Raw genomic sequence first — 21,390 nt, 5'->3', positions numbered from 1 at the left:
CGGGACGAGTGGTGAGGAGCGATGACGAATGGCGGAACCCAGAGGATGACCCGAACGAACGCCTCCCGCCCAACGTCAATGGCCGCCCCTGCGGGCGGCCACATCGATGCACGGATGTCAGCAAGCTTCAGTAGCCGTAGCCGCGCCGTGCCGGATAGTTCTGAGGCACCCGTCCATAGCCGCCGCCATAGCCGCCGCCGATCCCGATGCTCACCGGCGGCGCCACGCGCACCGGCGGTCCATAATACACGCGCGGCGGAGGCGGCGGCGCATAGACGACGACATCGTCGCCAGGGTCGCGCCGGGGCGGGCGGCCGGCGCGCTTGGGCGGGTCCTCGTCGCGCTTCCTCGCCGGCTTCTCCTCGACCCGCTTCTCCAACTTCCGGGCCGGCGGAGGCGTCTGCGAGCATGGGCAGGTGGGGCCTGCCGCGGCCACAGCCGGCACGACCGGCGGGGCTGCCGAAGCGGCCGGGATCGCCGCATTGGCGGCCGCCACGACCGGCGTCACCACGGGCCGGTTGCGCAGGCGCTCGATCAGCTTGCGCGCGGTCGGGGTCAGGTCGCTGTTCGGATAGCGGTCGAGAAAGCCCTGATAGGACGCCACCGTATTGATCAGCACCGCCTCGTTCCAGGCGGCCATCCTGTTGTGGAGGTCGAGCCATTCCCGCGCCTGCGGGCCATAGGGCGGCGCGGTGTAGAGCGCCACGAACGCCTCATAGGCCTCGACGCTGCCGTCGCCGACGATGATTTCGTTGGCGGCCTCGATCGGCTTGCCTTCCAGGCTGCGCTTCCATTCGTCGACGCTGCGCTTGGCGACGGCCGGCCGCGGGCCCGCATTGGCAGCGCCCGCATCCGTCGCCCCGACGAAGCGAAAATCCTCCGTCAGGGACGACGAATCCCATGGCGTCTGACGGCCCTCAGTGACCTTGTTCACCGCGACGCGCACGCGCTTGAATGCCTGCTCGATCGGGAGGCCCGGCTCCCGCGCCGCCTGCAGCAGTGCCGTGGTGTAGGGGCTGTTGGCGCCGGTGCCATCCTCGGCTTCCGCGCCGGGCGAGGTCGAGTAGGACAGGAAGGTGCCCGGCGCTCCGGTCTTGGTGTCGACCAGCGCAAGGCCGCGGCCCGCGTTCTGGCTGATGGCGGGAAACGGATTGTTGCGGCAGGCGTCGAGCAGCAGGATGCGCATCCGGCTCGGCACCGAATTGAGCGTGTTCAGGAGATCGTTGAGACGCACGGCCTGCAGCGGAATGTCGGCTTCACGCCGCGGATCGACGTCGACGGGTACGAGATAGTTCTCGCCATCGATCTGCAAGCCGTGGCCGGCATAGAACACCAGCGCCACCGTGTCGGGTCCCTTGGCCGCGATCTTGGCAGCAAAGTCGCCCACCTCCTTGTTGAGGTCCCGCTGCGACAGATCGGCGGCGGTCGTCACGTCGAACCCCGCTTCACCCAGCATCTTCGCCATTGCCTTGGCGTCGTTGGCGGGGTTCGGCAGCGGCGTCACCGAACGATAGGCCGACTGCCCGATCACCAGCGCCAGCCTGCTGCCTTCGGCCAATGCGGGAGCAAGGCCGGCAAACAGGCCGCCGGCGAGCAATGCAGCCCTGAGAGCGTGCCGAAACATGGGATCTCCAATCTGCTCATGGCGTGCCCTGTTGGTCGAGCCGGTTCACGGCCCGGTTCATGCCGACGGGCACAATCCGGTGGGCACGATGCCGCACGGCAGGCGCCGTTCGCGCGCATGACGGCCTCCGGCCGCGACCGGACATCGTTGCTTCACGGGATCCCCGCAGCAATGCCGCGATCACCCGCTAGCGTCCGCGCCGAAACGGGGGGCGAGGCGACATGCGGCGGATTGCGTCACACGTGGGGCTGCTCTCGGCCCTGCTTCTGACCGGCTGCGCCGCCGACAGCAATGCGCGCCTGCCGGCCTTCATGCGGGCCAAGGCGCCCGAGCCGCCACCGCCCGAAGCCGCGCCGGACGTCGCGCTTCTCGTGCGCAAGAATCTCGACATGATCTTCGTCGCAACGACGCTGCCGCGCGATCTCGAGGCCACATCCGCCCGACATGCCGATGGCGGCGATACATGGACCGCCTGCGTGCGGGCTCAGATCACATCCGCCAGTGGAACCGCGCTTCGGCGCCAGACCTATCGGCTCATGATCAGGCACAACGAGATCATCGACCGGCGGCGCGCGGCGGCCAGCAACGACTGTGTTTCTGAAGATTACAAAGCCGTCCTGCCGACGAAGTAATTCCCTCCGAAGACGAGCTGGATCCGCCAACTCGACTGGAACTCGCCCTGTCGGCGGGCGTGCAGGAACGGACTACCGCACCGATCGCAGATTGTTAGTTCTTAGCTAACGCAAATCCGCAACCGCACAGCGAACGAATGGCTCAAATTTAACGATTCCTGCGGAACATCGGGGCCCACAAACGCGGAATGACCCTGGACCTGGTTTTCCATGAACGTTCACCTCGTCGGCGATAACACGGCCAAGCTCGCTATGCTTCGCGGCATGCTGGCCGAACGCTGCTCGCTCACATCTGAACTGATCGGTGATGCCGACTTCAAAGGCGGCGACATCGACGCGATTGTCGTGGCCGCCGATCTGCGCCACGTCGACAACATCACCGCATTGAAGGAAATCTCCGACCGGCTCTCGCGTATTCCGCGGCGGATCTTCCTGACCAACAACAAATCCCGTCTGTCGACGGTCCAGGCCTATGCGCTCGGTGCGACCAGCGTGCTGTCGAGCACGCCGAGCCGCAATCAGTTGCTCGGAAAGCTGCTCGATGCGCGCCCCGGTTCTGCAGCCAAGAGCATCGCGACCGACGACCGCCAGGCTGCATTTGCGGGCGCGTCCTGCATCGCCTCGATGTTCGCAGCCGTGCTGGGCGGTACTGCGATCGACGTCGAGGAGACCCGGCGGGCGGGCAAGCGGATCGCCGACTGTATAGCGGAAAACGGTCTGTCCGACTGGCTCGCCACCGTTCGCCGCCATCACGAAGGCACCTATCAGCACTGCCTGCTGGTGACCGGCATCACCGTGGATTTCGGCTTGAGCCTCGGCGTCCACAGCTCCGATCTGGAGCGTCTCTACATGGCCGCGATGTTCCACGACATCGGCAAGGCCAAGATCCCGCTCACCATTCTCGACAAGCCGGGCCGGCTCGACGTCAAGGAACGCACGCTGGTGGAAACCCATCCCGTGGCTGGTTACGATGCACTGAAGGACAACGCAGCGATCACCGACGAAGTGCTGAAGGCGGTACGCAACCATCACGAATTTCTCGACGGCAGCGGCTATCCCGACGGGCTGATGGCCGACAACATCCCGGACCTGACGCGCATCCTCACCATCTCCGACATCTTCTCGGCGCTGATCGAATATCGCAGCTACAAGCCGGTGATGACGCGCGAGAAGGCCTATGAGATCCTCCAGGGGATGGAGGGCAAGCTCGAGAAGCCGCTGATCGGCGCCTTCCGCGAGGTCGCGCTGATCCGCTGACCGCATCCAGCGACATGCTGAACCGGCCGTTAACGCATCGATTCGAATTGTTGGCCGGCGGCAAGCGTCTCTTGTCAGCTTTGCGCTAGTGTCGCCCACGCGGTGCGGGTTGTCCGCCTCGCGAGGGGATTATCGGGACGTGGCCGAGATCATCGATCGCGCGATGGCGACTGCTTCATCGACGGCAGGGAACCAGCAGGCCGGTCCGCTCGCGCGCGAGCGCGCCGCCGACCTGGTGCCGTTGGAGACCGTTTCACCGCAGTCATGGCAGGATCTGGCGGAGCGTGCGCGCGAGCCGAACGGCTATTACCTGCCCGGCTGGGAACGCGCGGTGAATGCAACGGCGCGCGGCCGCACCGGAACATCGGCGCTGTGCGCATGGGATGACGATCAGCCCTCGCGTCTCATCGGCCTGATGCCCACGACCTCTTTATGGCATGCCTGCAGGCTTCCCCTGCCTGCGCTCGCCAGCGGCCATCCCTACGGCACGCTGTGCACGCCGCTGCTCGACGCCGGGCGCGCGGAGCGGGCTGCGGCGCAACTGCTCGATGCTGCGCGACGAACGGGCGCTCGGGCCCTGCTGCTGCGCGACATGTCGCTGGCAGGCTCCGTGATGCAAGCGTTCGAGGCGGCGCTTCGTCGCGGGGATCTGCGCCCGCGTGTGCTGCAATCCTATGAAAGAGCCTTTCTCGATGCGACCGGCGTCGGCGACCAGATGCTGCAAGACGCGCTTGGCGCCAAGAAGCTGAAGGAGCTGCGCCGCCTGCGTCATCGGCTGGCCGAGCATGGCGACGTCCGCTTCGAGGTCGCGCGCTCTCCCGGCGACGTCTCCACTGCGCTGGAGACGTTTCTGGTGCTGGAGGCGAGCGGCTGGAAGGGACATCGCGGCACTGCGCTGATCCAGCACGACGGCGACGCGGCGTTCATCCGACGCGCTGCACCGGCGCTGGCACAGCACGGGGCCTGCGAGATCATCAGCCTCATAGCGGGCGACACCACCGTTGCGGCGGGCGTCGTCTTGCGGCATCAGGATCGCGCCTTCTTCTTCAAGCTCGGCGTCGACGAGCGCTTCGCGAAATACTCGCCCGGTGTCCAGCTGACGCTTGACCTGACGCGGCACCTTTGCGCGGATCCGAAGATCAACGCCGCCGACTCCACCGCCGGTCCCGACCATCCCATGATCAACCCGATATGGCGCGAACGCCTCGCCGTCGGCGACGTGATGATCCCGCTCTATGCGCGCGATCCGGTCGTCGAGCTTATTCACGGCGCGTTGACTGCGCGACGCGAAGGCCTGGCCATCGCGCGCCGAGCGGTGCACGGGATCCGCGCCCTCCGAAAGCGCCGGCCGACTACTCAGCCGCCTCGGCGTTGACCTCCGCCGACACCTGCCGGATGGCGCGCGCCAGCATCTGCGGATCCTGCGCGCCGGAGACGGCGTATTTCTGCGCGAAGACGTAGGTCGGCACTCCGGAGATGCCCTTCTCTGCGGCCTCCTGCGCCTGGGCCGAGACCAGCGCCACATCCTCGTCCGTCGCCAGCATCTTGCGGACCACCTCGGCATCGAGCCCGCAATCCGCTGCGGCCTGTACCAGCACCTCGACGTCGGTCAGATCACCGCCGTCGCGGAAATACAACTCCATCAGCCGCTGCTTCATCTCGGGCGCCCTGCCGATCTCGCCGGCCCAGCGGATCAGGCGATGACAATCGATCGTGTTGGGCTGACGGGCGACACGATCGGGATGATAGCTCAGCCCCTCCTGCTCCGCGGCCGCGACCACGCGGCCTGCGATTCCCTTGTAGGCTTCGACCGATCCGAACTTGGTCGTGAGGTACTGCTCGCGGCTAATGCCCTCGCGCGGCACCCAGGGATTGAGGAAGAACGGCCGGAAGTTCACCTCGACCGGCACGTCAGGCACGAGCTTCAGCGCCTCCTCGATGCGCTTCTTGCCGATGTAGCACCAGGGACAGACGACATCGGAGACGACATCGATGATCAGCGGCTTCAAGGTGCTCATGCGCGTGCCTCCAAGTTCCCATGGCTGCGCCCAACATAAGCCCACGCGCGGCCAACACAAGCGGGGTCACGGCGAGGTAACCACCTCCTTCAGCCTGAGCGCAGTGAGCTCATCGGCGGGAAAGAAGGTCTCCAACGCCAGCTCCGACAGCGTGATGTCGACCGGCGTGCCGAACACCATCGTCGTCGAGAAGAAGCTCAGCACGTCATCGCCGACCCGAAGCCGCAATGGGATCGCGACGCTGTCGGCCGCGAGCGGCGCCGATCGCGCGGGGAATGGATAGGACTTCAGCTCCTCATAGAGCTTCAGCAGATCCGCATCCGCGGTGGCCTCGCATTGCCGGTGCAATCGCTCCAGCAGATGGCCGGCCCATTCGGCGAGGTTCACCGTCCGCGCCGCGAGCCCCTCCGGATGCAGCGCCACCCGCAGCACGTTGAGCGGCGGCGCAAGCAGCCGCTCGGAGACCCCTGTCAGCAGCGGCGCGATCATGCGGTTCGCCGCGACCAGGTTCCAGTGCCGGTCGATCGCCAACGCAGGGTTGGGCTCGTGCGCCTTGAGCACGAGGTTCATCGCCTCGCGCGCGGGCTTGAGCGCCGGATCATCCAGCGGGCGCTGCTGGAAGGCGGGCGCGTAGCCGGCCGCCACCAGCAAAACGTTGCGTTCGCGCAATGGCACGTCCAGTCGCTCCGCCAGTTTGAGGACCATGTCGCGCGACGGCGCGGAGCGGCCGGTTTCCACGAAGCTCAGATGTCGTGCCGAGATCTCGGCATCGAGTGCGAGATCGAGCTGGGACAGATGCCGGCGCTGCCGCCATTGCCGCAAGTGCTCGCCGACATGAGCGGGTCTGGCGCGGTCGGCGCGCGCCGAAGCAAGCTGTGCATTCATGATCCGAGACCTATCACGCTGACGTCAGCGCCTCCATGATCTGCCAGGTAATCGAAATGCCTCCCGGCGCAGGTCATCGTCCTCACCACAGGAGATGACGATGAGCAGGCAGCGCGATCCCGAGACCCTTTCCTTCCCCTTCACCGCCGCCAGCCAATGGCTGGCGGGTCTCGCGACATCGCTGCTGGCGCGCTCGCTCAACATGCCGGAGTCGCTGCTGCACGTCACGGGCAGCCTCGTCTTCGCACAGGTGTACGCGATCGAGACGAGAGCCGCGCGCTCGCTGCGCCCGGCGCGGCTACGGCGTCAGCTCCTGGCCTGGTTCCGTTGAACCGCCCCCAACTGAAGGAGACCCGACATGATCACCTCGTCCGCTCTGCTCCGCCGCGCCCTGCTCGCCGATGCCGCCTTCAGCGGCGTTGCCGGACTCGCGCTCACCTTCGGCGCTTCGCCGCTGGCGACGCTGCTGCAACTGCCTGACGCGCTGCTGCTCGAGACCGGGCTGCTCCTGATCGTCTACGCGGGCTTCGTCGGCTGGCTGGGCTGGCGGCAGATGGCTCCAAGGCCGCTGATCCTTCTGGTCATCGCCGGCAATGCGGCGTGGACGGTCGGCAGCATCGCGTTGCTGTTCTCGGGCGTCGTCACACCGAACGTGCTCGGGGAGATATTCGTCGCGGTGCAGGCGGTGGGCACCGGCGTCTTCGCCGAATTGCAGTATATGGGCTTGCGCCGGAGCACCGTCGCGGTCACGGCCTGACCGGTGGTGAGCGCCGGGCTTCATGATCGAGCGGCCCGGCGCTCGCGACCGAACCGAGATTGACATGCGCGGCGAATGCATCTTCTGCATAATCTGAGATCGACAGGGGATCGCAGCGATGCAGCCGCAGGTGATCGGAACGGAAGGCTACGCCACCGAGGCCGACAGTCTCTTCGTGCGCTACGAGAGCATTCCGTCGGAACAGGTCCATTCCGCCGTGCTTCACCTGCTGCCCGCCGCGCCAGCGCGCGTGCTCGACATCGGTGCGGGCACGGGCCGCGACGCCGCCTGGTTTGCGAGCCTTGGACATCAGGTGGTGGCCGTCGAGCCGACCGAGGCACTACGCGTCGGCGCCATGCAACTGCATCCCTCCCCCGCCATCACCTGGATCGACGACAGCCTTCCCGATCTGGCCGCACTGGCCGCTCGTGACGAGCAGTTCGACCTGGTGATGCTGACCGCCGTTCTGATGCATCTCGACGAGGCGCAGCGGCGACGCGCGCTGCCCAACATCGCGGCACGGGTCGCCCCCGGCGGACTGCTGATCATGACGCTGCGGCATGGGCCGGTGCCGCCGGGCCGGCGGATGTTCGAGGTCGCGGCCGAAACGATCATCGAGCCGGCGCGCCAGCTCGGGCTGACGCTCCGGCTCAACCGCCTCGGCGAGTCACTCGGCGCAGAGAACCGGGCGGCCGGAATCACCTGGACGACGCTGGCCTTCGGCAAGCCGTCCTGAGAGATCCCGGAAACGGGCCCGCCAGATCAGGCCGCCTTGGCGCGGCTGGTCAGCGTCTTTGCGGGAGTGGATTTGGTCTTGCCGCGACTGCCGGCAGCCGGCCGCCGGGACTTGGCTTTGCCGCGAGCCGCCTCGCCCGATTGGGCTTTTGCCTTGGACCGCTGCTTGGCCTTGTCCTTGACCAGCTTCTCGGCCTTTTTGTTCGCCTTCTTCTCGGCCTTGCGCGCGTCCTTCGCCTTCACCCGCGCCCGCTCGGCGCGCGCCTCGGCCTTCTTCTTCGCCCGCTTCTTCTCGCAAGCATCGCATTTGCAGCCGATCGGCTTCAGATAGGCTTTGAAGTAGTCCGTGCCGTAGTCGTAGTTGATCTCCTCGCCGGGCTCGATGTTCTTGATGGCCCGGATGAAGATCTTCTTCTTGCGCGGCTTGACGTCGGACTCGGCGTTCGGCTTGCAGGAATGATTGATGTAGCGGGCGACGTTCTCGCGGATCGAGCCGTCGATGGTCCAGCGCTTGTCGAGCTCGAACAGATATTTGTTCTCGATCGCATCCTCCTCCGCCTTCTTCGAATCCAGGAGCGGTCCGAAATAGCGGATGATCTTGGTGCCCTTCTTGATCGGCTGTGTGGCAAACAGGCCGAGCCCCGTCTTGGAGCGGCCGATGCGATAGGGTTTGGATTGCGGGATGACAGGCATGAGTGATGAGAAGACTTGGACCTCGCGAGGCCGTCGTTCTAGGATAAATTCGCGACGCTGTCAGGTGTTTCCCGCCGCCGTTTCGCGCCGTCCCCAGCTTGCAGCGTCCTGCGCCGCACCAGTTCCGGTCATCAGGGGCCCCGCCGCTCGAAATCCTTCGACATCGCGACGTGGCGCGAATCGGCGCCGCGCTGATGCTCTAGGCTGCGTCCGTCGGCCGGGCGGCCGCAGCGAGCGTCACTTCGCGGTCTTGCGCACGGCGGATGTGCGCCTGCTCGCCGGCTTCGATGCGCTCTTCCCGGTCTTCGATTTCGCCGCCCGCTTGCGGCCGCTGGTCTTGGTCTTTGCCGCCTTCTTGGCCAAGACGCGCATGTTGTCGACCAGATTGGGATAGCGCCGTCCGGCGCGCCGGGCGCGGGCCTTGGCCGTCGCCTTCTCGGCCGGAGTGAGATGGGTGGAGGCCTTGCCGGCGCGCTTGCGCGGATTGGCCTTGCTCCAGGGAGCGCGTGGGGTTCGTGCCATGCTTTGCCAACGCATGATTCCCCACCCGGTTTCCGGTGCGTCGACCTACGCGCCCGGCGGCAGCTTCGGCACCGTGGCCCTGAGCATCGCCTCCAGCAGCTTTTCGGCCGTGGTGCCCGGCGGCGAGCGGCGCAGGATGTCGGCAAGGCGGCCGTCGAGCAGCAGCATCGTGTAGCCGTGCACCAGCGACCAGGCGCGGGCGATCGCCGCCGACTGATCGAGCGACAATTCCTCGTCGCCGACCGGGCCTTCGCCGCGCGCGGCGACCGAGCCCGCGAGTCCGGCAAACGAGGCTTCCGCGGCCTCGTGCAGCGCGGGGCGAGAATAATCCAGACGCTCCGTCCGGAACATCAGTCCATACATGCCGGGATTGGCCTGCGCATAGGCGACATAGGCGCGGGCCCGGGCCATCGCCCGCTCGATCGGCGTGCCCGGCTGCTCGCCGGCCGCTTTCATCGCCGCATTGAACCGCGTGAATCCGATCGCCGCGAGCTCGCTGACCAGCCCGGTGAGATCGCCGAAATGATGCGTCGGCGCCGCATGCGACACGCCGGCCTCGCGCGCCACCGCGCGCAAGGTCAGTCCGGCCAGCCCGTCGCGCTCCAGCACGCGCTCGGCCGCTTCGAGCAGCGCATCGCGCAGCGCGCCGTGATGATAGGGGGCGGCCGGCTCGCCCGCGCTCACCGCGCGCCGCGATCGCGTCCGGGCCGCCGCCGTCGTTGTCCGGTGCCTGCTCAGTCTTGCCTGTTCGATCTTCGTCATGCTTCTCCTTATACAAGCAATTTTGACAGCGTAAAGATTAGCCTTGACCTCGGGCTTCTCGGCCGGTAGCTTTATCTTTACATCGTAAAGATAAAGCTGGCATCGAGGGGAAGGACACGCCATGAATGGACCGTCGAAAGAAACAGTCCAGCGCCGCACTCCGCGCGACAACATCGCGCCGATCCCGTTCGAGGCCGACGCGCCGTTCCTCGCCATCACCGGCGAGCTGCCGCGCGAGCTGAACGGCACGCTCTATCGCAACGGCCCCAACCCGCAATTCTCTTCGCCAGGCTCGCACTGGTTCGTCGGCGACGGCATGCTGCACGCGTTCCATCTGGAGAACGGCCGCGCGTCTTATCGCAACCGCTGGATCCGCACCCCGAAATTCGAGGCCGAGCGCAAGGCCGGCCGCGCCCTGTTCGGCGGCTTCGGCCGCAGGCTGCCGGATGCGCCGGCCGACGTCACCGATGGCGGCGTCGCCAACACCAACGTCATCGCCCATGCCGGCCGCCTGCTCGCGCTCGAGGAGGCGCATCTGCCGACCGAGATCGAGCCGGGCACGCTCGCCACGCGCGGCTATCATGATTTCGGCGGCCGCCTCCGCGGCGCCTTCACCGCGCATCCGAAGACCGATCCGGTCACCGGCGAATTGCTGTTCTTCGGCTACAACGCCGCCGGACCGCTGACGCCGGCGCTGTCCTACGGCACGGTCGATGCGGCCGGCAGGCTGACGCGCCTCGATCGTTTCGAGGCGCCCTATGCCAGCATGGTGCACGACTTCATCGTCACGGCCAACCACGTGCTGTTTCCAATCCTGCCGCTCACCGGCAGCATCGAGCGCGCAATGTCCGGCAGGCCGCCTTATGCCTGGGAGCCCGACAAGGGCGCCTACGTCGGTGTGATGAAGCGCAGCGGCGACATCAAGGACATCGTCTGGTTTCGCGGTGACGCCTGCTACGTCTTCCACATCATGAACGCCTGGGAGGACGGCAACCGCATCGTCGCCGACGTGATGCAGTTCGAGGAAGCGCCGCTGTTTCCGCATCCCGACGGGCGCCCGACCGATCCGGCCAAGTCGGTCGCGCGGCTGTGCCGCTGGAGCTTCGACCTCGCCGGCAACACCGACCGCTTCTCGCAGAGCTATCTCGACGACCTCACCGGCGAATTCCCCCGCATCGACGACCGCCGCGCCGGTCTCGCCAGCCAACATGGCTGGTACGCCTGCGCCAATCCCGACGGGCCACAGTTCGGCGCGCTGTCCGGGCTCGCCCATGTCGACGGCGCCGGCACGCGCCGGGCGACGCACCTGCTGCCCGCTGGCGACACCCTGTCCGAGCCGGTGTTCGTGCCGCGCAGCCGCGATGCCGCCGAAGGCGACGGCTGGCTGCTCACGGTGGTCTGGCGCGCCGAGAGCAACACGTCCGACCTCGCGGTGTTCAACGCCACCGACATCGGCAATGGGCCGGTGGCACTGGTGCATCTCGGCCATCGCGTGCCCGACGGCTTCCACGGCAATTGGGTCGGGGCTGACGATCCAAGACATTGAAAAGCCTTGGGTAAATTGCGAAGTCACAAGATTTTGACACTGTCAAGATTTGCTTGACCCGACGCCGTACGGACTCTAAGTATCTTGGCAGTGTAAAGATTGGCCGGGCGAACTTATGACGATCTTCCTCATCCTTGCGCCCTACGGCGTCTATGCTGCGCTGATGATGGTGGTCTCGGCCACGCTCAGCCTGGCCGTCGGCGCCGCGCTGTGCCTTGCGGTGGTGGCGCTGGATGTGATCAAGGGCCGGTCGATCAAGATCCTCGGCCTCGGCTCGGCCGTCGTGTTCGCCGCCGTAGCCGCCTACCTCCAGCTCATCGATCCCACGCCGAGCGCCTCTATGGTGCGTCTTGCGGTCGACTGCGGCATTTTCGCGCTGTCGCTGGGCTCGATGCTGCTGCGCATGCCGTTCACGCTGCAATATGCGCTCGAGGCCGTCCCTCCGGAAACCGCGGCGATTCCGGGCTTCCTGCGCGCCAATTACGTCATCACCGGCGCCTGGACTGTTTCCGCGCTGCTGATGATCGTCGGCAATCTGATGACGCTCTACGTGCCCGGCCTGCCCTATTGGACCGGCCTCGCCATCGCCTTTGCCGCCCGCAACAGTGCACTTTATTTCACGCGCTGGTATCCTGACTACCGCCGAACAAAGGACGTGGCAGCGCAGACTGCCGCCGCAATGTCCGGCCAAGATTCGTGACCGGGGTCTGCTGCAGGAGACGTGCGTGAAAGTCGTGTTTGCCAAGCTGATTGCCGACTTCCTGTCGGCCGCAGTGTTCTTCCTCCTTTACATCGCGACCGACGACGTGGTGCTGGCGACCGCCGTCGCGGTGGCCGTCGCCGTGGTGCAGGTGGTCTGGGCGCGCATCAAGGGCGTGCACCTCAGCTTCATGGCCTATGCCAGCGTCGGCCTCGTCATCGTGCTCGGCGGCGTGACGCTCCTGACCAACGATCCCCGCTTCATGTTCGCCAAGCCCGCGATCGGGCATTTCGCCATCGGGCTGATCATGCTGAAGCGCGGCTGGATGCTGCGCTACGTGCCGCCGATCGTGTCGGAGACCATCCCGGAATACGTCACCATCGCCGGCTATGCCTGGGCGGCGCTGATGTTCGCGCTCGGCCTCGGCACCATCGCGGTCGCCATGACCGGCGACATCAAGCTGTGGGTGCTCTACATCACCGTGGTTGCGGGCGGCGCCAAGGTCGCGGCCTTCGCGCTGCAGTTCATCGCCTTCCGCTTCGTGGTCGCCAACCGCCTCAGGGCGGCCCGGGCCTGACCGCTGCATCCGATCGCCGCAATGGGCTTACGCGCAAAGATGCGCTATAGGGGCGGCCGAACGCATCCTCGAGGCCGCCGCCTCGAGGTCCGCAAAGCGCAACGCCAGGAGAACGATCGATGGCTGTGGACGGCAACTGGAATCTGACCTTGAACACGCCGATGGGCGAGCGCAGCGCGACCCTGAGCGTGAAGAGCTCGGGCGCGACGCTGACCGGCACCCAGGCCGCCGAGGGCGATTCCGCCGAGATCTTCGATGGCACCGTCAACGGCGATGACGTCGCCTGGAAGGTCTCCATCACCAGCCCGATGCCGCTGACGCTCGACTTCAAGGGCAAGGTCGCCGGCGACACCATCTCCGGCGAGATGGGCATCGGCTTCATGGGCAGCTTCCCGTTCACCGGCGCGCGCGGCTGAATCCGTAAGGTGGGCAAAGGCGCGCCCACGCCGCCACTCGATGGCGATGTGCTCTCCCGCGCCGTGCCCACCATTCGCTCCGCAATGCTCCGACTGACGGTGGGCACGCGACCGCCTTGCGGGCGGCCGCTTTGCCCACCCTACCGCCGCGCCGCTCGGGCTTGTTCCGCTTCACATCTCAAACAGCATGGACAAGCGCGCGCGCACTCGCGGCGAACATCGCCCGAGGGATACATCGGCATGTCCCTCTCCAAATGCAGAGGGCGCAGGGAAGGCCAGGCGTCGGCTGACGCCTGCGGCCCGCCTGCGAAAGAAATGCAGGCGGCAGGTACCACAGGTGCAGCCGAGAACACCCGGCCTTCCCTGCGCGATGGTCTTCACGCTTATACGCGATCTCCCCGGTGTCCGGCTTGTTAGCCACCGTCGCCCGAAGGATCATCATCCTCCGGACTTGGCGCCAGCTTCGGGGCGCCAGGACCACGCGACTTCGCGTCCGCATATCGCCGTTCGTCGGCACACCCCGAGGGCATGCTGCGACAATCCGCGGCCATCGCCTCCCCGCCTCGCGTGTCGTGACGATCGCGCGCAACGCCCCTCCGCAGTGAGGCGGGATGGCGAGAGAGAACCATAATTTCCGAAATTTGGCAAGTGGTTTATTTTTTTCGGAAATAGGAGCCGCCATCTCGCCTCCCCGGCCGGGCATCACGCAACACTCTCTCTTTTGTCATCGAGCCCGGACTCCATCGTGCGGCAATGCGCGCGGCAAAATGGATTCCGGGCTCGCGCTGCGCGCGCCGCCCGGAATGACGGCTGAGTTTGTCGCGGCCGTCGTGCCCATATGCCGCGTTCAAAACCAGATCTGCATCGGCACGCCATGCGCGTCGCGCGGCGGCTCGCCCTCAGGGACGCTGCCGACGCAGTCGCAAGCGGCGAGTGCGACGGCGCAGGCGTCGAGCACGTCGTCTTTCTTGGCGCCGGTGCCGCGACGCGCGATGCCGATCCAGTCATCGATCTCGGCAAAGCCCCCGCCGATCAGCAACTCGCGCCGCAGCGCGGCGCCCTGCTCCGTCTTCTTCGACGGCAGCGGCGCGCCGTGGAGGCGCAGGAACACGAGCTCCGGATGCACCTCGCGGATGTCGAGATCGCGATGCGCGCGCACGAAGGCATCGACCTCCATGATCTTGCGGCCGAGATGCCAGAGCTGGCGCGAGGCGCGCGGCTGGCGGCGGCGCGAGGCCTCGATATTCGCCTCATCGGGATCCGTGTACTCCTCCCACAGCCAGCGCCGCGCGCCAGTGAAGACGCGGGAGCGATGCGGCGTCAGCTTGTCGCGGGCGAGCTGGTCGCAGTCGCGATTGCCGTCGTCGGTCATGCCAATCGGCATATCGATGGCGGCACGGGCGAAGGGGGCTGCAAGCGCGGTCGAGATATCAGCCGGGAAGCTGATCGCGTGATCATCGCCATCGATCGAGACAGCGACCCAACCGTTGCGGAATCCGTCGAGCCCGACGACCAAGGGCCGCGAGTGGAAATTCCCGCCTAGCACGTTCGCGTAAGCTTGTGACGCGGAGAGCAGCCACAAGACTGCAGCCGCGGCTCGGGATGTGTGCGCTTGTTAGGTACTTGGACGCCACTTTCTCTAAACCACGCGAGAAGCGCCCTTTTTGATGTATCACCTATTTCGCTTCGGCGATGACCACGTCGAGCACCGATCTCGATGCGAAATTTCAGAAATTTCGCGGGCAATACAACGCCGTTCCGGCCGAAATGCCATGCGGCCTTCATGACCAAAACATTGCGCCCACCGATATCCCGAGACTGGTCTCCCAGCTGATGGACAGAGTTCCGAACCTGAATATATCCGCCGGCTCTAGGGCGATAGATATTGTCAGGACGCGAACTCCGGTCGGGCTTTTTTGTCTGAAAGCGCGAATCCCGCCAATATTGATCGAAGCTCAAGATTTCGCCGACCTCTCCAGCCCAAATGACTGCATCAGGATGCCACTTTCCATCCTTTCCCCTTAGCAGCGAGCGCCCCGCGAATGCCATCACGAGGTCGCCCACCTCAGCCAGCCTGCGTATTTCCGGCTTGCATATGGCGAGCGTTACGGAGGGCGGACCATAGTTCGGTGCGCTACCGTGATCCACTGTGATGACGTATCGCCACAAGTGCATGATCTAGCCGAGGTTCAGCTCCTTGAAGAAGTCGTTGCCCTTGTCGTCGATGATGATGAAGGCCGGGAAGTCCAACACTTCGATGCGCCAGATCGCTTCCATGCCGAGCTCGGGATATTCGACCACCTCGACCTTCTTGATGCAGTGCTCGGCGAGGTTCGCCGCGGCGCCGCCGATCGAGCCGAGATAGAAGCCGCCGTGCTTCTTGCAGGCTTCGCGCACGGCCGGCGCGCGGTTGCCCTTGGCGACCATGACCATCGAGCCGCCGGCCGCCTGGAACTGGTCGACGAAGGAATCCATGCGGCCCGCGGTGGTCGGGCCGAACGCGCCGGAGGCGTAGCCGTCCGGGGTCTTGGCGGGACCGGCGTAGTAGACCGGATGGTTCTTGAAGTAGTCCGGCAGCGGCTCGCCGCGATCGAGACGCTCGCGCAGCTTGGCGTGCGCGGCGTCGCGGGCGACGATCATGGTGCCGGTCAGCGACAGCCGGGTCTTGATCGGGTTCTTCGACAGGGTGGCGAGGATGTCCTTCATCGGCTGATTGAGATCGATCTTCACGACCTCGCCGCCAAGCGCCTGCTCGACCTCCGGCAGATACTGCGCCGGATGGTGCTCGAGCTCCTCGAGATAGACGCCGTCCCTGGTGATCTTGCCGAGCACCTGGCGGTCGGCCGAGCAGGATACGCCGAGACCGATCGGCAAGCTCGCGCCGTGGCGCGGCATGCGGATGACGCGGACGTCATGGCAGAAATACTTGCCGCCGAACTGCGCGCCGACGCCGAGCGACTGCGTCATCTTGTGGATTTCCTGCTCCATCTCCAAGTCGCGGAAGGCATTGCCATCCGGGGAGCCCTGGGTCGGCAGCGCATCGAGATAACGCGCCGACGCCAGCTTCACCGTCTTCATGCACAGCTCCGCCGACGTGCCGCCGATGACGATCGCCAAGTGATAAGGCGGGCACGCCGCGGTGCCGAGCGTCAGGATCTTCTCCTTCAGGAACGCCAGCAGCCGATCCTTGGTCAGCACCGAGGGCGTCGCCTGGAACAGGAAGCTCTTGTTGGCCGAGCCGCCGCCCTTGGCCATGAACATGAACTTGTAGGCGTCCTCGCCCTCGGCATAGATCTCGGTCTGCGCCGGCATGTTGTTGGCGGTGTTCTTCTCCTCGTACATCGACAGCGGCGCGACCTGCGAGTAGCGCAGGTTGCGACGTAGATACGCGTCGCGCGCGCCTTGGCTGAGCGCCGCCTCGTCGTCGCCGTCGGTGATGACGTTGCAGCCCTTCTTGCCCATGATGATCGCGGTGCCGGTATCCTGGCACATCGGCAGCACGCCGCCGGCGGAGATGTTGGCGTTCTTCAGGAAGTCGAGCGCGACGAACTTGTCATTCGGGCTGGCCTCCGGATCCTCCAGGATGCTGCGCAGCTGCTTCAGATGGCCGGGGCGCAGGAAGTGGTTGATCTCGCCGAACGCGGCCTCCGACAAGGTCCGCAGCGCCTCCCGCGACACCACCAGCATGTCGCGGCCCAAGACCTTCTCGACCCGCACGCCGTCGGTGGTGATCTTCTTGTAGGGCGTGGTGTCCGGCCCCAGCGGAAACAGCGGCGTGTGCTTGTAGGGCGGGACGGGCTTGGACTGGTCGGGGAAGGCGGTCGGCGCGTTCATGGCGAGCTCGTGGGGTTCTAAAGATGGCCGCCCAAAGCGGTCTTGACAGGTCTGATACGCTACCCGTCGGAAGCCTTGCAAGACATGTCTCCGTACAGCAGCCGAGGAGTAAGATCATGGCGACTTTTGTCCTGATTCCAGGAGGTTGGCACGGCGGCTGGATGTACGCCGCGCTCTCGGCCAGGCTCCGGCAGGCCGGTCATGACGCCTATGCCTTGACCCTGAGCGGATTGGAGGAAACGCCCGCCCGCACCCATGCCGTCAATCTCGATACCCACGTCACCGACGTCGTCGAGCTGCTGACGACCGAAGATCTGTCCGAGGTCATCCTGTGCGCGCACAGCTATGGCGGCATGGTCGCGACCGGCGTCGCCGACCGCGTGCCGGAACGGCTCGCCGCACTGATCTATCTCGATGCCTTCGCACCCGAGAACGGTCAGTCATGGTGGGATCTCGCCGGTGACGCGTATCGCCGGTTCGTGATCGAACGCGCCGGGCATGACGGGCTGACGGCGCTGCCGCGCGAAGGCTCCGATCCGCGCCGCCGGCCACATCCGCTCGGGACCTTCATCCAGGCCCTGAACCTCCGCAGTCCGGCGCCGCCTACTCTGCGCCGCACCTTCGTCTACGCCAGCGGATGGAGCGCGACGCCGTTCACCGCGCAATATGAGCGGCTGCGCAGCGATCCCGCGTGGCGCGTGCTGGCATTTGCGTGCGGGCACGATGTCGTGCAGCACGCCCCCGACGAGACGTTCGACCTGCTGGTCGAGACGGCCCGCGAGGTCGCCGCAACATGACGCCGCGAGCAGCGCAGTGTCGTGCGGCGAGATCGATTGCGATCGGCTGCCAAATTATGTAACCTTAGATTGTTGACATATTCATTTTCTTCCTGGAGGCGTCATGACACGAGGTCTCGTTTCCATCATCGCATTCGTCCTCGCCCTGATCACCCTGCTCCCGAACTCCGCTGGTGCCGTCGGTCCCGGCCGCGCGTGCGGCGGCTTCGCCGGCATTCGCTGCAATGCCGGTCTCTATTGCGAATTCCCAGCCGGCCAGTGCGGCCGGTTCGACATGATGGGCGTCTGCCGCCGAAAGCCGACGCTCTGCCCACGCATCTACATGCCGGTCTGCGGCTGCAACTTCCAGACCTACGGCAACGACTGCGAGCGCCGCGCAGCCGGCGTCTCGCTCGCACATCCGGGCCGCTGCTGGTTCTGAGCAAGCGATCGCGCCGCTGCAGCCGGCATGTGACCGCCGTCCCGTCAACACGCGGCCACACCCGCTGATGATCTTGTGCAGCTGCGGCGCATCGCGCTTGCATGCCCCCCTCGCGCAGGCTTCAATGGCGCGGGGGTATTTGGAATGCAGTCATCGCTTTGCTCATTTGGCCGCTTGGCCGGTTTTGTTTTTCTCGTTGCGTTGAGCAGCGCGCTGCTGCCGCGGGCGGCACGGGCCGATCGTTGCGATGACGTTGCCAAGGAACTGAAGAACGGCATCGACGGCATCAAGATCGGCCAGACCGCGGCCGGCACGGTCTATCTCGCCCATCCCAAGGCACGCGAGATCACGCTCGGCTGCTCATCGAAGAATGTCAGCAACCAGTTGTTCGGTAAATCCGAACGCAAGCCGACACCGGCCTTCATCGAGCTGATGGCGAGCGCGGCGGCGATCGTGTTCACCTTGCCGAAGGACGACATGCAGCGCGGCGTCACACGCTGTTACCGCCGGCTCGGAATCTTCCGCGGCGACGACGTCGCCAGCCGCTACCGCCGGCTCGACATGCGTTGCGCCCGAACCAAGACCGAGTCCTCGATCACGATCAGCCGCAGCAAGGACCAATAGGCCGGGGGCGAAGCGATAGCCCTGTCGTTTCTGCGCCGGCGGCAGCGACCCGTTCACTATTCGCCGCGCCACTGACAGTTGCAGACAATTCGAACGATCTGCTTGACGAAGTTTTCGTCAGGGATGGCCACGCTTGTCGCAACACCAAGCGAGGAGCTGGACCATGTCCGTTTCGAGCGTTTCGTCGTCATCGCCGCCGCCCTCACCGCCGCCGGTCTCGACCGAGACGACCAAGCCGCAGACCCAAGACACCCAGGCGCGGAACCAGACGCAGCAGAGCCAGGCCGTGAATCCCGCCAAGACCGGCGACGAGGCGGCCGCGGAGAAGCAGGCCTCGCGTCCGCCGCTGCCGCCCGGCCAGGGCACCCGCATCGACATTCTCGCCTGACGATCCCACACCCTCAGGCCAACTTCGTATAGCGGCGGCGCCCCAGGCGCCTGCCGCTATACGTGTGAGCGGGGCCCTGGCAGCGCGGCGATCCACGTGGTTTTGGAGCACGCGCGCGGCTCGCTCGGGTGAGGCGTTACAGGTCTACCGACACCCACTTCCCGTGCGGCCGCCCCTCACCCCAACCCTCTCCCCGTGAAGAACGGGGAGAGGGAGCGCAGCGCCGACGAGGCGCCAGCGAGGCTCTCAGAGGAGCACGCGAAGCTCGCTTCAGCATGACTGCACGCCCTCAGCCCTCAGGCATCCAGCGCCTTGTAGTGGCGGAAGATGCCGTCTTCGTTGAAGGGGATGCGGCGGTCGCTGGCCAGATAGGCCGAAATGTTCGGCCTGGCGGCGACGCGGTCGTGCAGCGCGACGAGGCCTGGAATGTTGCGCTCGAATGCCGTCATGCGATGGGGAAAGGCGTAGCGCAGGCCGGCGACGATCTGGAACAGCGACAGGTCCACATAGGTGAGCCGGCGCCCGGTGATGTAGGCGCCACCGCTTTTCGATAGGAGCTGCTCGAAATAGCCGAGGAATTTCGGCACCCGCTCGCTCCAGAACTCGGCGGTGCGCTTTTTGGCCGGCGCGCGCTGGTCCTCGTAGTACAGCGTCGGCCCCAGCGGATGATGCGTGTCATGGATCTCGACGACGAAGTCGGTCACGGTGAGCTGCAGCTGATGCACCCAGAGCTGGCCGGCTTCGGTCTTCGGTGCGAGGCCATGGCGGCTGCCGAGAAACAGCAGGATGTTGGCGGTCTGGCCGATGACGCGGCGGCCCGCTCTCAGGAACGGCGGCGCGAAGGGCGGCGTGTCGCTGTCCGCCGCCATCATCGCCGTCATCGTACCGATGCCGTCCTCGCGCGCGACATCGCGATAGGCGGCGCCCGCCTCCTCCAGCGCGAGACGCACATATTCGCCGCGGCCCTGGATCATGGGCCAGTAGTAGAGCTCGTAACGCATGGGCCATCCTCATTGCCTGTTCATCGCGGCACGCCACTATAACCACGCGCAAAGCAAAAGCGCCGCGGATTGCTCCGCGGCGCCCGATGATCGTTCGACCTATGGCGTCAGCCGACCTGCTGGATCGCCGACAACTGCCAGTCGGCGCCGGGGTGACGCAGGAAGGTCCAGATCTCCGTGACCTCCTGCGGCTGGTCGGAGCCGTCGACAACGCGGCCCGAGGCGCGCTCGATGGTCTTGTCGGCCAGGGTGAAGCGCATCGCGACCGTGGCGTAGTCGGCGCCATTCTCGCGCCAGGCTTCGGCGAGGTCGCCCTGCAGCAGCTTCACGGCGCTGACCTTGTTGACCACGCCGCGGGCCTGGTTCTGCTCGAGATCGCGCTCGAAATACGAGGCCATCTCGGGCGTCGAGAGCAGGCGCAGGCGGCCGACATCCTCGTTCGACCAGGCGGACTGGATCTCGCCGAGCAGCCGCTCGAACGCCTCATAGTCGGCCGGCTGGATCTGCAGCGGCGGCACAGTGTTGCCGCCGCCCAGGCCGCCGAAGCCGCCGAGACCACCGAAACCGGAGCGGAAGCTCTGCTGGCCGTCATTGGGGCCCGGCGACGGGCCGGCCGCATAGGCCGGCTGGTTACGGCGCTGCCACCAGGCCATCGCGAAGCGCACGGCGACCACCACCAGCAGGATCTGCAGGATCAGGCCGATGAACGAGGCGAAGCCGCCGAGGCCGGAGAACAGGCCGCCGCCGAACAGCATGCCGAACAGGCCGGCGCCGAGGAAGCCGGCGGCGAGGCCGCCGAGCAGGCCACCGGCGCGGCCGCCGAACAGGCCGCCACGCGCGGGCGCAGCCGTGTTGAAGCCGCCGGGCTGGCCCGGCTGGGTGATCGTCCTATTGAACTGCGACGCCGATCCCGGCGCGGTCGTGGTCGAAGGCGGAGCCGAGAAGGTGCGCGTGCCGCGGGAGCCCGAGCTGGAGCCGCCGCCGATCCGGGCGTCGGCCGCCGAGACGGCGAGCACCGTCGGCAGCGCCAGTGAAAGGGCCACGGCCATCGCCTTGAGGAGGCCGCTTTTGCGCTGCATGAAGCTCATCTGTGTTTCCCATAATCCCCGGAATGGGGATGCCCGTAAGATGGGCACAACCCACGAAAAAGGAAGGCGGCACGAGGCCGCGCGGCTGCGGCGCTGGGTCGCGGGATGAACGC

Annotated in this window: 25 protein-coding genes; 14 read left to right on the top strand and 11 right to left on the bottom strand. The window is 66.3% G+C overall.

Annotation, left to right across the window (positions count from 1 at the left end; genetic code table 11):
- Positions 1-127: 127 nt before the first annotated feature.
- Positions 128-1,624, bottom strand: a complete 1,497-nt coding sequence (locus tag ACQR1D_RS09770; RefSeq protein ID WP_434893824.1) for a caspase family protein — start codon at positions 1,622-1,624, stop codon at positions 128-130.
- Between the two features lie 242 nt (positions 1,625-1,866).
- Between ACQR1D_RS09770 and ACQR1D_RS09765 the strand changes: the two genes are divergently transcribed.
- The 3 genes from ACQR1D_RS09765 to ACQR1D_RS09755 all read left to right on the top strand — a co-directional run bounded on the left by ACQR1D_RS09765 (position 1,867) and on the right by ACQR1D_RS09755 (position 4,888).
- Positions 1,867-2,256, top strand: a complete 390-nt coding sequence (locus ACQR1D_RS09765; RefSeq protein WP_434837884.1) for a hypothetical protein — start codon at positions 1,867-1,869, stop codon at positions 2,254-2,256.
- A gap of 210 nt (positions 2,257-2,466) precedes the next feature.
- Positions 2,467-3,513: an HD-GYP domain-containing protein gene (locus tag ACQR1D_RS09760; protein WP_434837883.1), complete on the top strand. Its 1,047-nt coding sequence runs from the start codon at positions 2,467-2,469 to the stop codon at positions 3,511-3,513.
- A gap of 139 nt (positions 3,514-3,652) precedes the next feature.
- Positions 3,653-4,888 carry a GNAT family N-acetyltransferase gene (locus ACQR1D_RS09755; RefSeq protein ID WP_434837882.1) on the top strand — a complete coding sequence of 412 codons (1,236 nt, stop codon included), beginning with the start codon at positions 3,653-3,655 and terminating at the stop codon, positions 4,886-4,888.
- Here ACQR1D_RS09755 and ACQR1D_RS09750 read toward each other — a convergent pair.
- Complete coding sequence (locus tag ACQR1D_RS09750) at positions 4,866-5,531, bottom strand: DsbA family oxidoreductase (protein ID WP_434837881.1); 666 nt, start codon at positions 5,529-5,531, stop codon at positions 4,866-4,868. The genes ACQR1D_RS09755 and ACQR1D_RS09750 overlap by 23 nt on opposite strands.
- Before the next feature lie 66 nt (positions 5,532-5,597).
- On the bottom strand, positions 5,598-6,416 hold the full coding sequence (locus ACQR1D_RS09745) for a helix-turn-helix domain-containing protein (RefSeq protein WP_434837880.1): 819 nt from the start codon (positions 6,414-6,416) through the stop codon (positions 5,598-5,600).
- A gap of 100 nt (positions 6,417-6,516) precedes the next feature.
- On the opposite strand from ACQR1D_RS09745, the gene ACQR1D_RS09740 reads away from it, so the two are divergent.
- The 3 genes from ACQR1D_RS09740 to ACQR1D_RS09730 all read left to right on the top strand — a co-directional run bounded on the left by ACQR1D_RS09740 (position 6,517) and on the right by ACQR1D_RS09730 (position 7,909).
- Positions 6,517-6,747 carry a hypothetical protein gene (locus tag ACQR1D_RS09740; RefSeq protein WP_316218128.1) on the top strand — a complete coding sequence of 77 codons (231 nt, stop codon included), beginning with the start codon at positions 6,517-6,519 and terminating at the stop codon, positions 6,745-6,747.
- Between the two features lie 27 nt (positions 6,748-6,774).
- The gene (locus ACQR1D_RS09735; RefSeq protein ID WP_434837879.1) at positions 6,775-7,173 is read left to right on the top strand and encodes a hypothetical protein; all 399 of its coding nucleotides are present in this window, start codon (positions 6,775-6,777) and stop codon (positions 7,171-7,173) included.
- Positions 7,174-7,291: 118 nt separating this feature from the next.
- Positions 7,292-7,909 (top strand): class I SAM-dependent methyltransferase, encoded by a 618-nt coding sequence (locus ACQR1D_RS09730; RefSeq protein ID WP_316182487.1) that lies wholly within the window; start codon positions 7,292-7,294, stop codon positions 7,907-7,909.
- A 26-nt stretch (positions 7,910-7,935) separates the two neighbouring features.
- Here the strand turns inward: ACQR1D_RS09730 and ACQR1D_RS09725 are convergent, their stop codons facing one another.
- The 3 genes from ACQR1D_RS09725 to ACQR1D_RS09715 form a co-directional block, all read right to left on the bottom strand.
- Positions 7,936-8,601 (bottom strand): SET domain-containing protein, encoded by a 666-nt coding sequence (locus ACQR1D_RS09725; protein WP_434837878.1) that lies wholly within the window; start codon positions 8,599-8,601, stop codon positions 7,936-7,938.
- 237 nt (positions 8,602-8,838) lie between these two features.
- On the bottom strand, positions 8,839-9,123 hold the full coding sequence (locus ACQR1D_RS09720; RefSeq protein WP_316218132.1) for a hypothetical protein: 285 nt from the start codon (positions 9,121-9,123) through the stop codon (positions 8,839-8,841).
- Between the two features lie 45 nt (positions 9,124-9,168).
- The gene (locus ACQR1D_RS09715) at positions 9,169-9,885 is read right to left on the bottom strand and encodes a TetR/AcrR family transcriptional regulator (protein WP_434837877.1); all 717 of its coding nucleotides are present in this window, start codon (positions 9,883-9,885) and stop codon (positions 9,169-9,171) included.
- A 121-nt stretch (positions 9,886-10,006) separates the two neighbouring features.
- On the opposite strand from ACQR1D_RS09715, the gene ACQR1D_RS09710 reads away from it, so the two are divergent.
- The 4 genes from ACQR1D_RS09710 to ACQR1D_RS09695 all read left to right on the top strand — a co-directional run bounded on the left by ACQR1D_RS09710 (position 10,007) and on the right by ACQR1D_RS09695 (position 13,124).
- Positions 10,007-11,431 carry a carotenoid oxygenase family protein gene (locus ACQR1D_RS09710; protein WP_316238722.1) on the top strand — a complete coding sequence of 475 codons (1,425 nt, stop codon included), beginning with the start codon at positions 10,007-10,009 and terminating at the stop codon, positions 11,429-11,431.
- Between the two features lie 115 nt (positions 11,432-11,546).
- A complete protein-coding gene (locus ACQR1D_RS09705; protein ID WP_316182479.1) occupies positions 11,547-12,131 on the top strand; it encodes a hypothetical protein in 585 nt (194 codons plus the stop codon).
- Positions 12,132-12,156: 25 nt separating this feature from the next.
- Complete coding sequence (locus ACQR1D_RS09700; RefSeq protein ID WP_315804277.1) at positions 12,157-12,708, top strand: septation protein IspZ; 552 nt, start codon at positions 12,157-12,159, stop codon at positions 12,706-12,708.
- Positions 12,709-12,827: 119 nt separating this feature from the next.
- Positions 12,828-13,124: a hypothetical protein gene (locus ACQR1D_RS09695; protein ID WP_315804278.1), complete on the top strand. Its 297-nt coding sequence runs from the start codon at positions 12,828-12,830 to the stop codon at positions 13,122-13,124.
- Positions 13,125-13,971: 847 nt separating this feature from the next.
- Here ACQR1D_RS09695 and ACQR1D_RS09690 read toward each other — a convergent pair.
- From ACQR1D_RS09690 to ACQR1D_RS09680, 3 genes are read right to left on the bottom strand one after another with little or no spacing between them, the layout of a single operon-like run.
- Positions 13,972-14,670: a DUF429 domain-containing protein gene (locus ACQR1D_RS09690; RefSeq protein WP_434837876.1), complete on the bottom strand. Its 699-nt coding sequence runs from the start codon at positions 14,668-14,670 to the stop codon at positions 13,972-13,974.
- Complete coding sequence (locus ACQR1D_RS09685) at positions 14,664-15,299, bottom strand: hypothetical protein (RefSeq protein ID WP_434837875.1); 636 nt, start codon at positions 15,297-15,299, stop codon at positions 14,664-14,666. The genes ACQR1D_RS09690 and ACQR1D_RS09685 overlap by 7 nt, the downstream gene beginning before the upstream one ends.
- Positions 15,300-15,302: 3 nt before the next feature.
- On the bottom strand, positions 15,303-16,958 hold the full coding sequence (locus ACQR1D_RS09680) for a fumarate hydratase (RefSeq protein WP_434837874.1): 1,656 nt from the start codon (positions 16,956-16,958) through the stop codon (positions 15,303-15,305).
- A 116-nt stretch (positions 16,959-17,074) separates the two neighbouring features.
- Here ACQR1D_RS09680 and ACQR1D_RS09675 point away from each other — a divergent pair, with 116 nt between their 5' ends.
- The 4 genes from ACQR1D_RS09675 (at position 17,075) to ACQR1D_RS09660 (ending at position 19,188) form a co-directional block, all read left to right on the top strand.
- Positions 17,075-17,755 carry an alpha/beta fold hydrolase gene (locus tag ACQR1D_RS09675; RefSeq protein WP_434837873.1) on the top strand — a complete coding sequence of 227 codons (681 nt, stop codon included), beginning with the start codon at positions 17,075-17,077 and terminating at the stop codon, positions 17,753-17,755.
- A gap of 103 nt (positions 17,756-17,858) precedes the next feature.
- Positions 17,859-18,176: a Kazal-type serine protease inhibitor family protein gene (locus ACQR1D_RS09670; RefSeq protein WP_316238727.1), complete on the top strand. Its 318-nt coding sequence runs from the start codon at positions 17,859-17,861 to the stop codon at positions 18,174-18,176.
- A gap of 144 nt (positions 18,177-18,320) precedes the next feature.
- Positions 18,321-18,800: a hypothetical protein gene (locus ACQR1D_RS09665; protein ID WP_316238728.1), complete on the top strand. Its 480-nt coding sequence runs from the start codon at positions 18,321-18,323 to the stop codon at positions 18,798-18,800.
- 163 nt (positions 18,801-18,963) lie between these two features.
- Positions 18,964-19,188: a hypothetical protein gene (locus ACQR1D_RS09660; RefSeq protein ID WP_434837872.1), complete on the top strand. Its 225-nt coding sequence runs from the start codon at positions 18,964-18,966 to the stop codon at positions 19,186-19,188.
- Positions 19,189-19,484: 296 nt separating this feature from the next.
- Here ACQR1D_RS09660 and ACQR1D_RS09655 read toward each other — a convergent pair whose 3' ends face one another.
- Positions 19,485-20,189, bottom strand: coding sequence for a glutathione S-transferase (locus ACQR1D_RS09655; RefSeq protein WP_316218140.1), 705 nt, complete (start codon positions 20,187-20,189; stop codon positions 19,485-19,487).
- Positions 20,190-20,296: 107 nt separating this feature from the next.
- Positions 20,297-21,268, bottom strand: a complete 972-nt coding sequence (locus ACQR1D_RS09650; RefSeq protein WP_434837941.1) for a Tim44 domain-containing protein — start codon at positions 21,266-21,268, stop codon at positions 20,297-20,299.
- Between the last annotated feature and the right edge of the window lie 122 nt (positions 21,269-21,390).

This window comes from Bradyrhizobium sp. HKCCYLRH2047, from assembly GCF_051168175.1.
In the GTDB taxonomy this organism is placed as follows: domain Bacteria; phylum Pseudomonadota; class Alphaproteobacteria; order Rhizobiales; family Xanthobacteraceae; genus Bradyrhizobium.
This window is presented reverse-complemented; position numbering and strand designations above follow the sequence as displayed.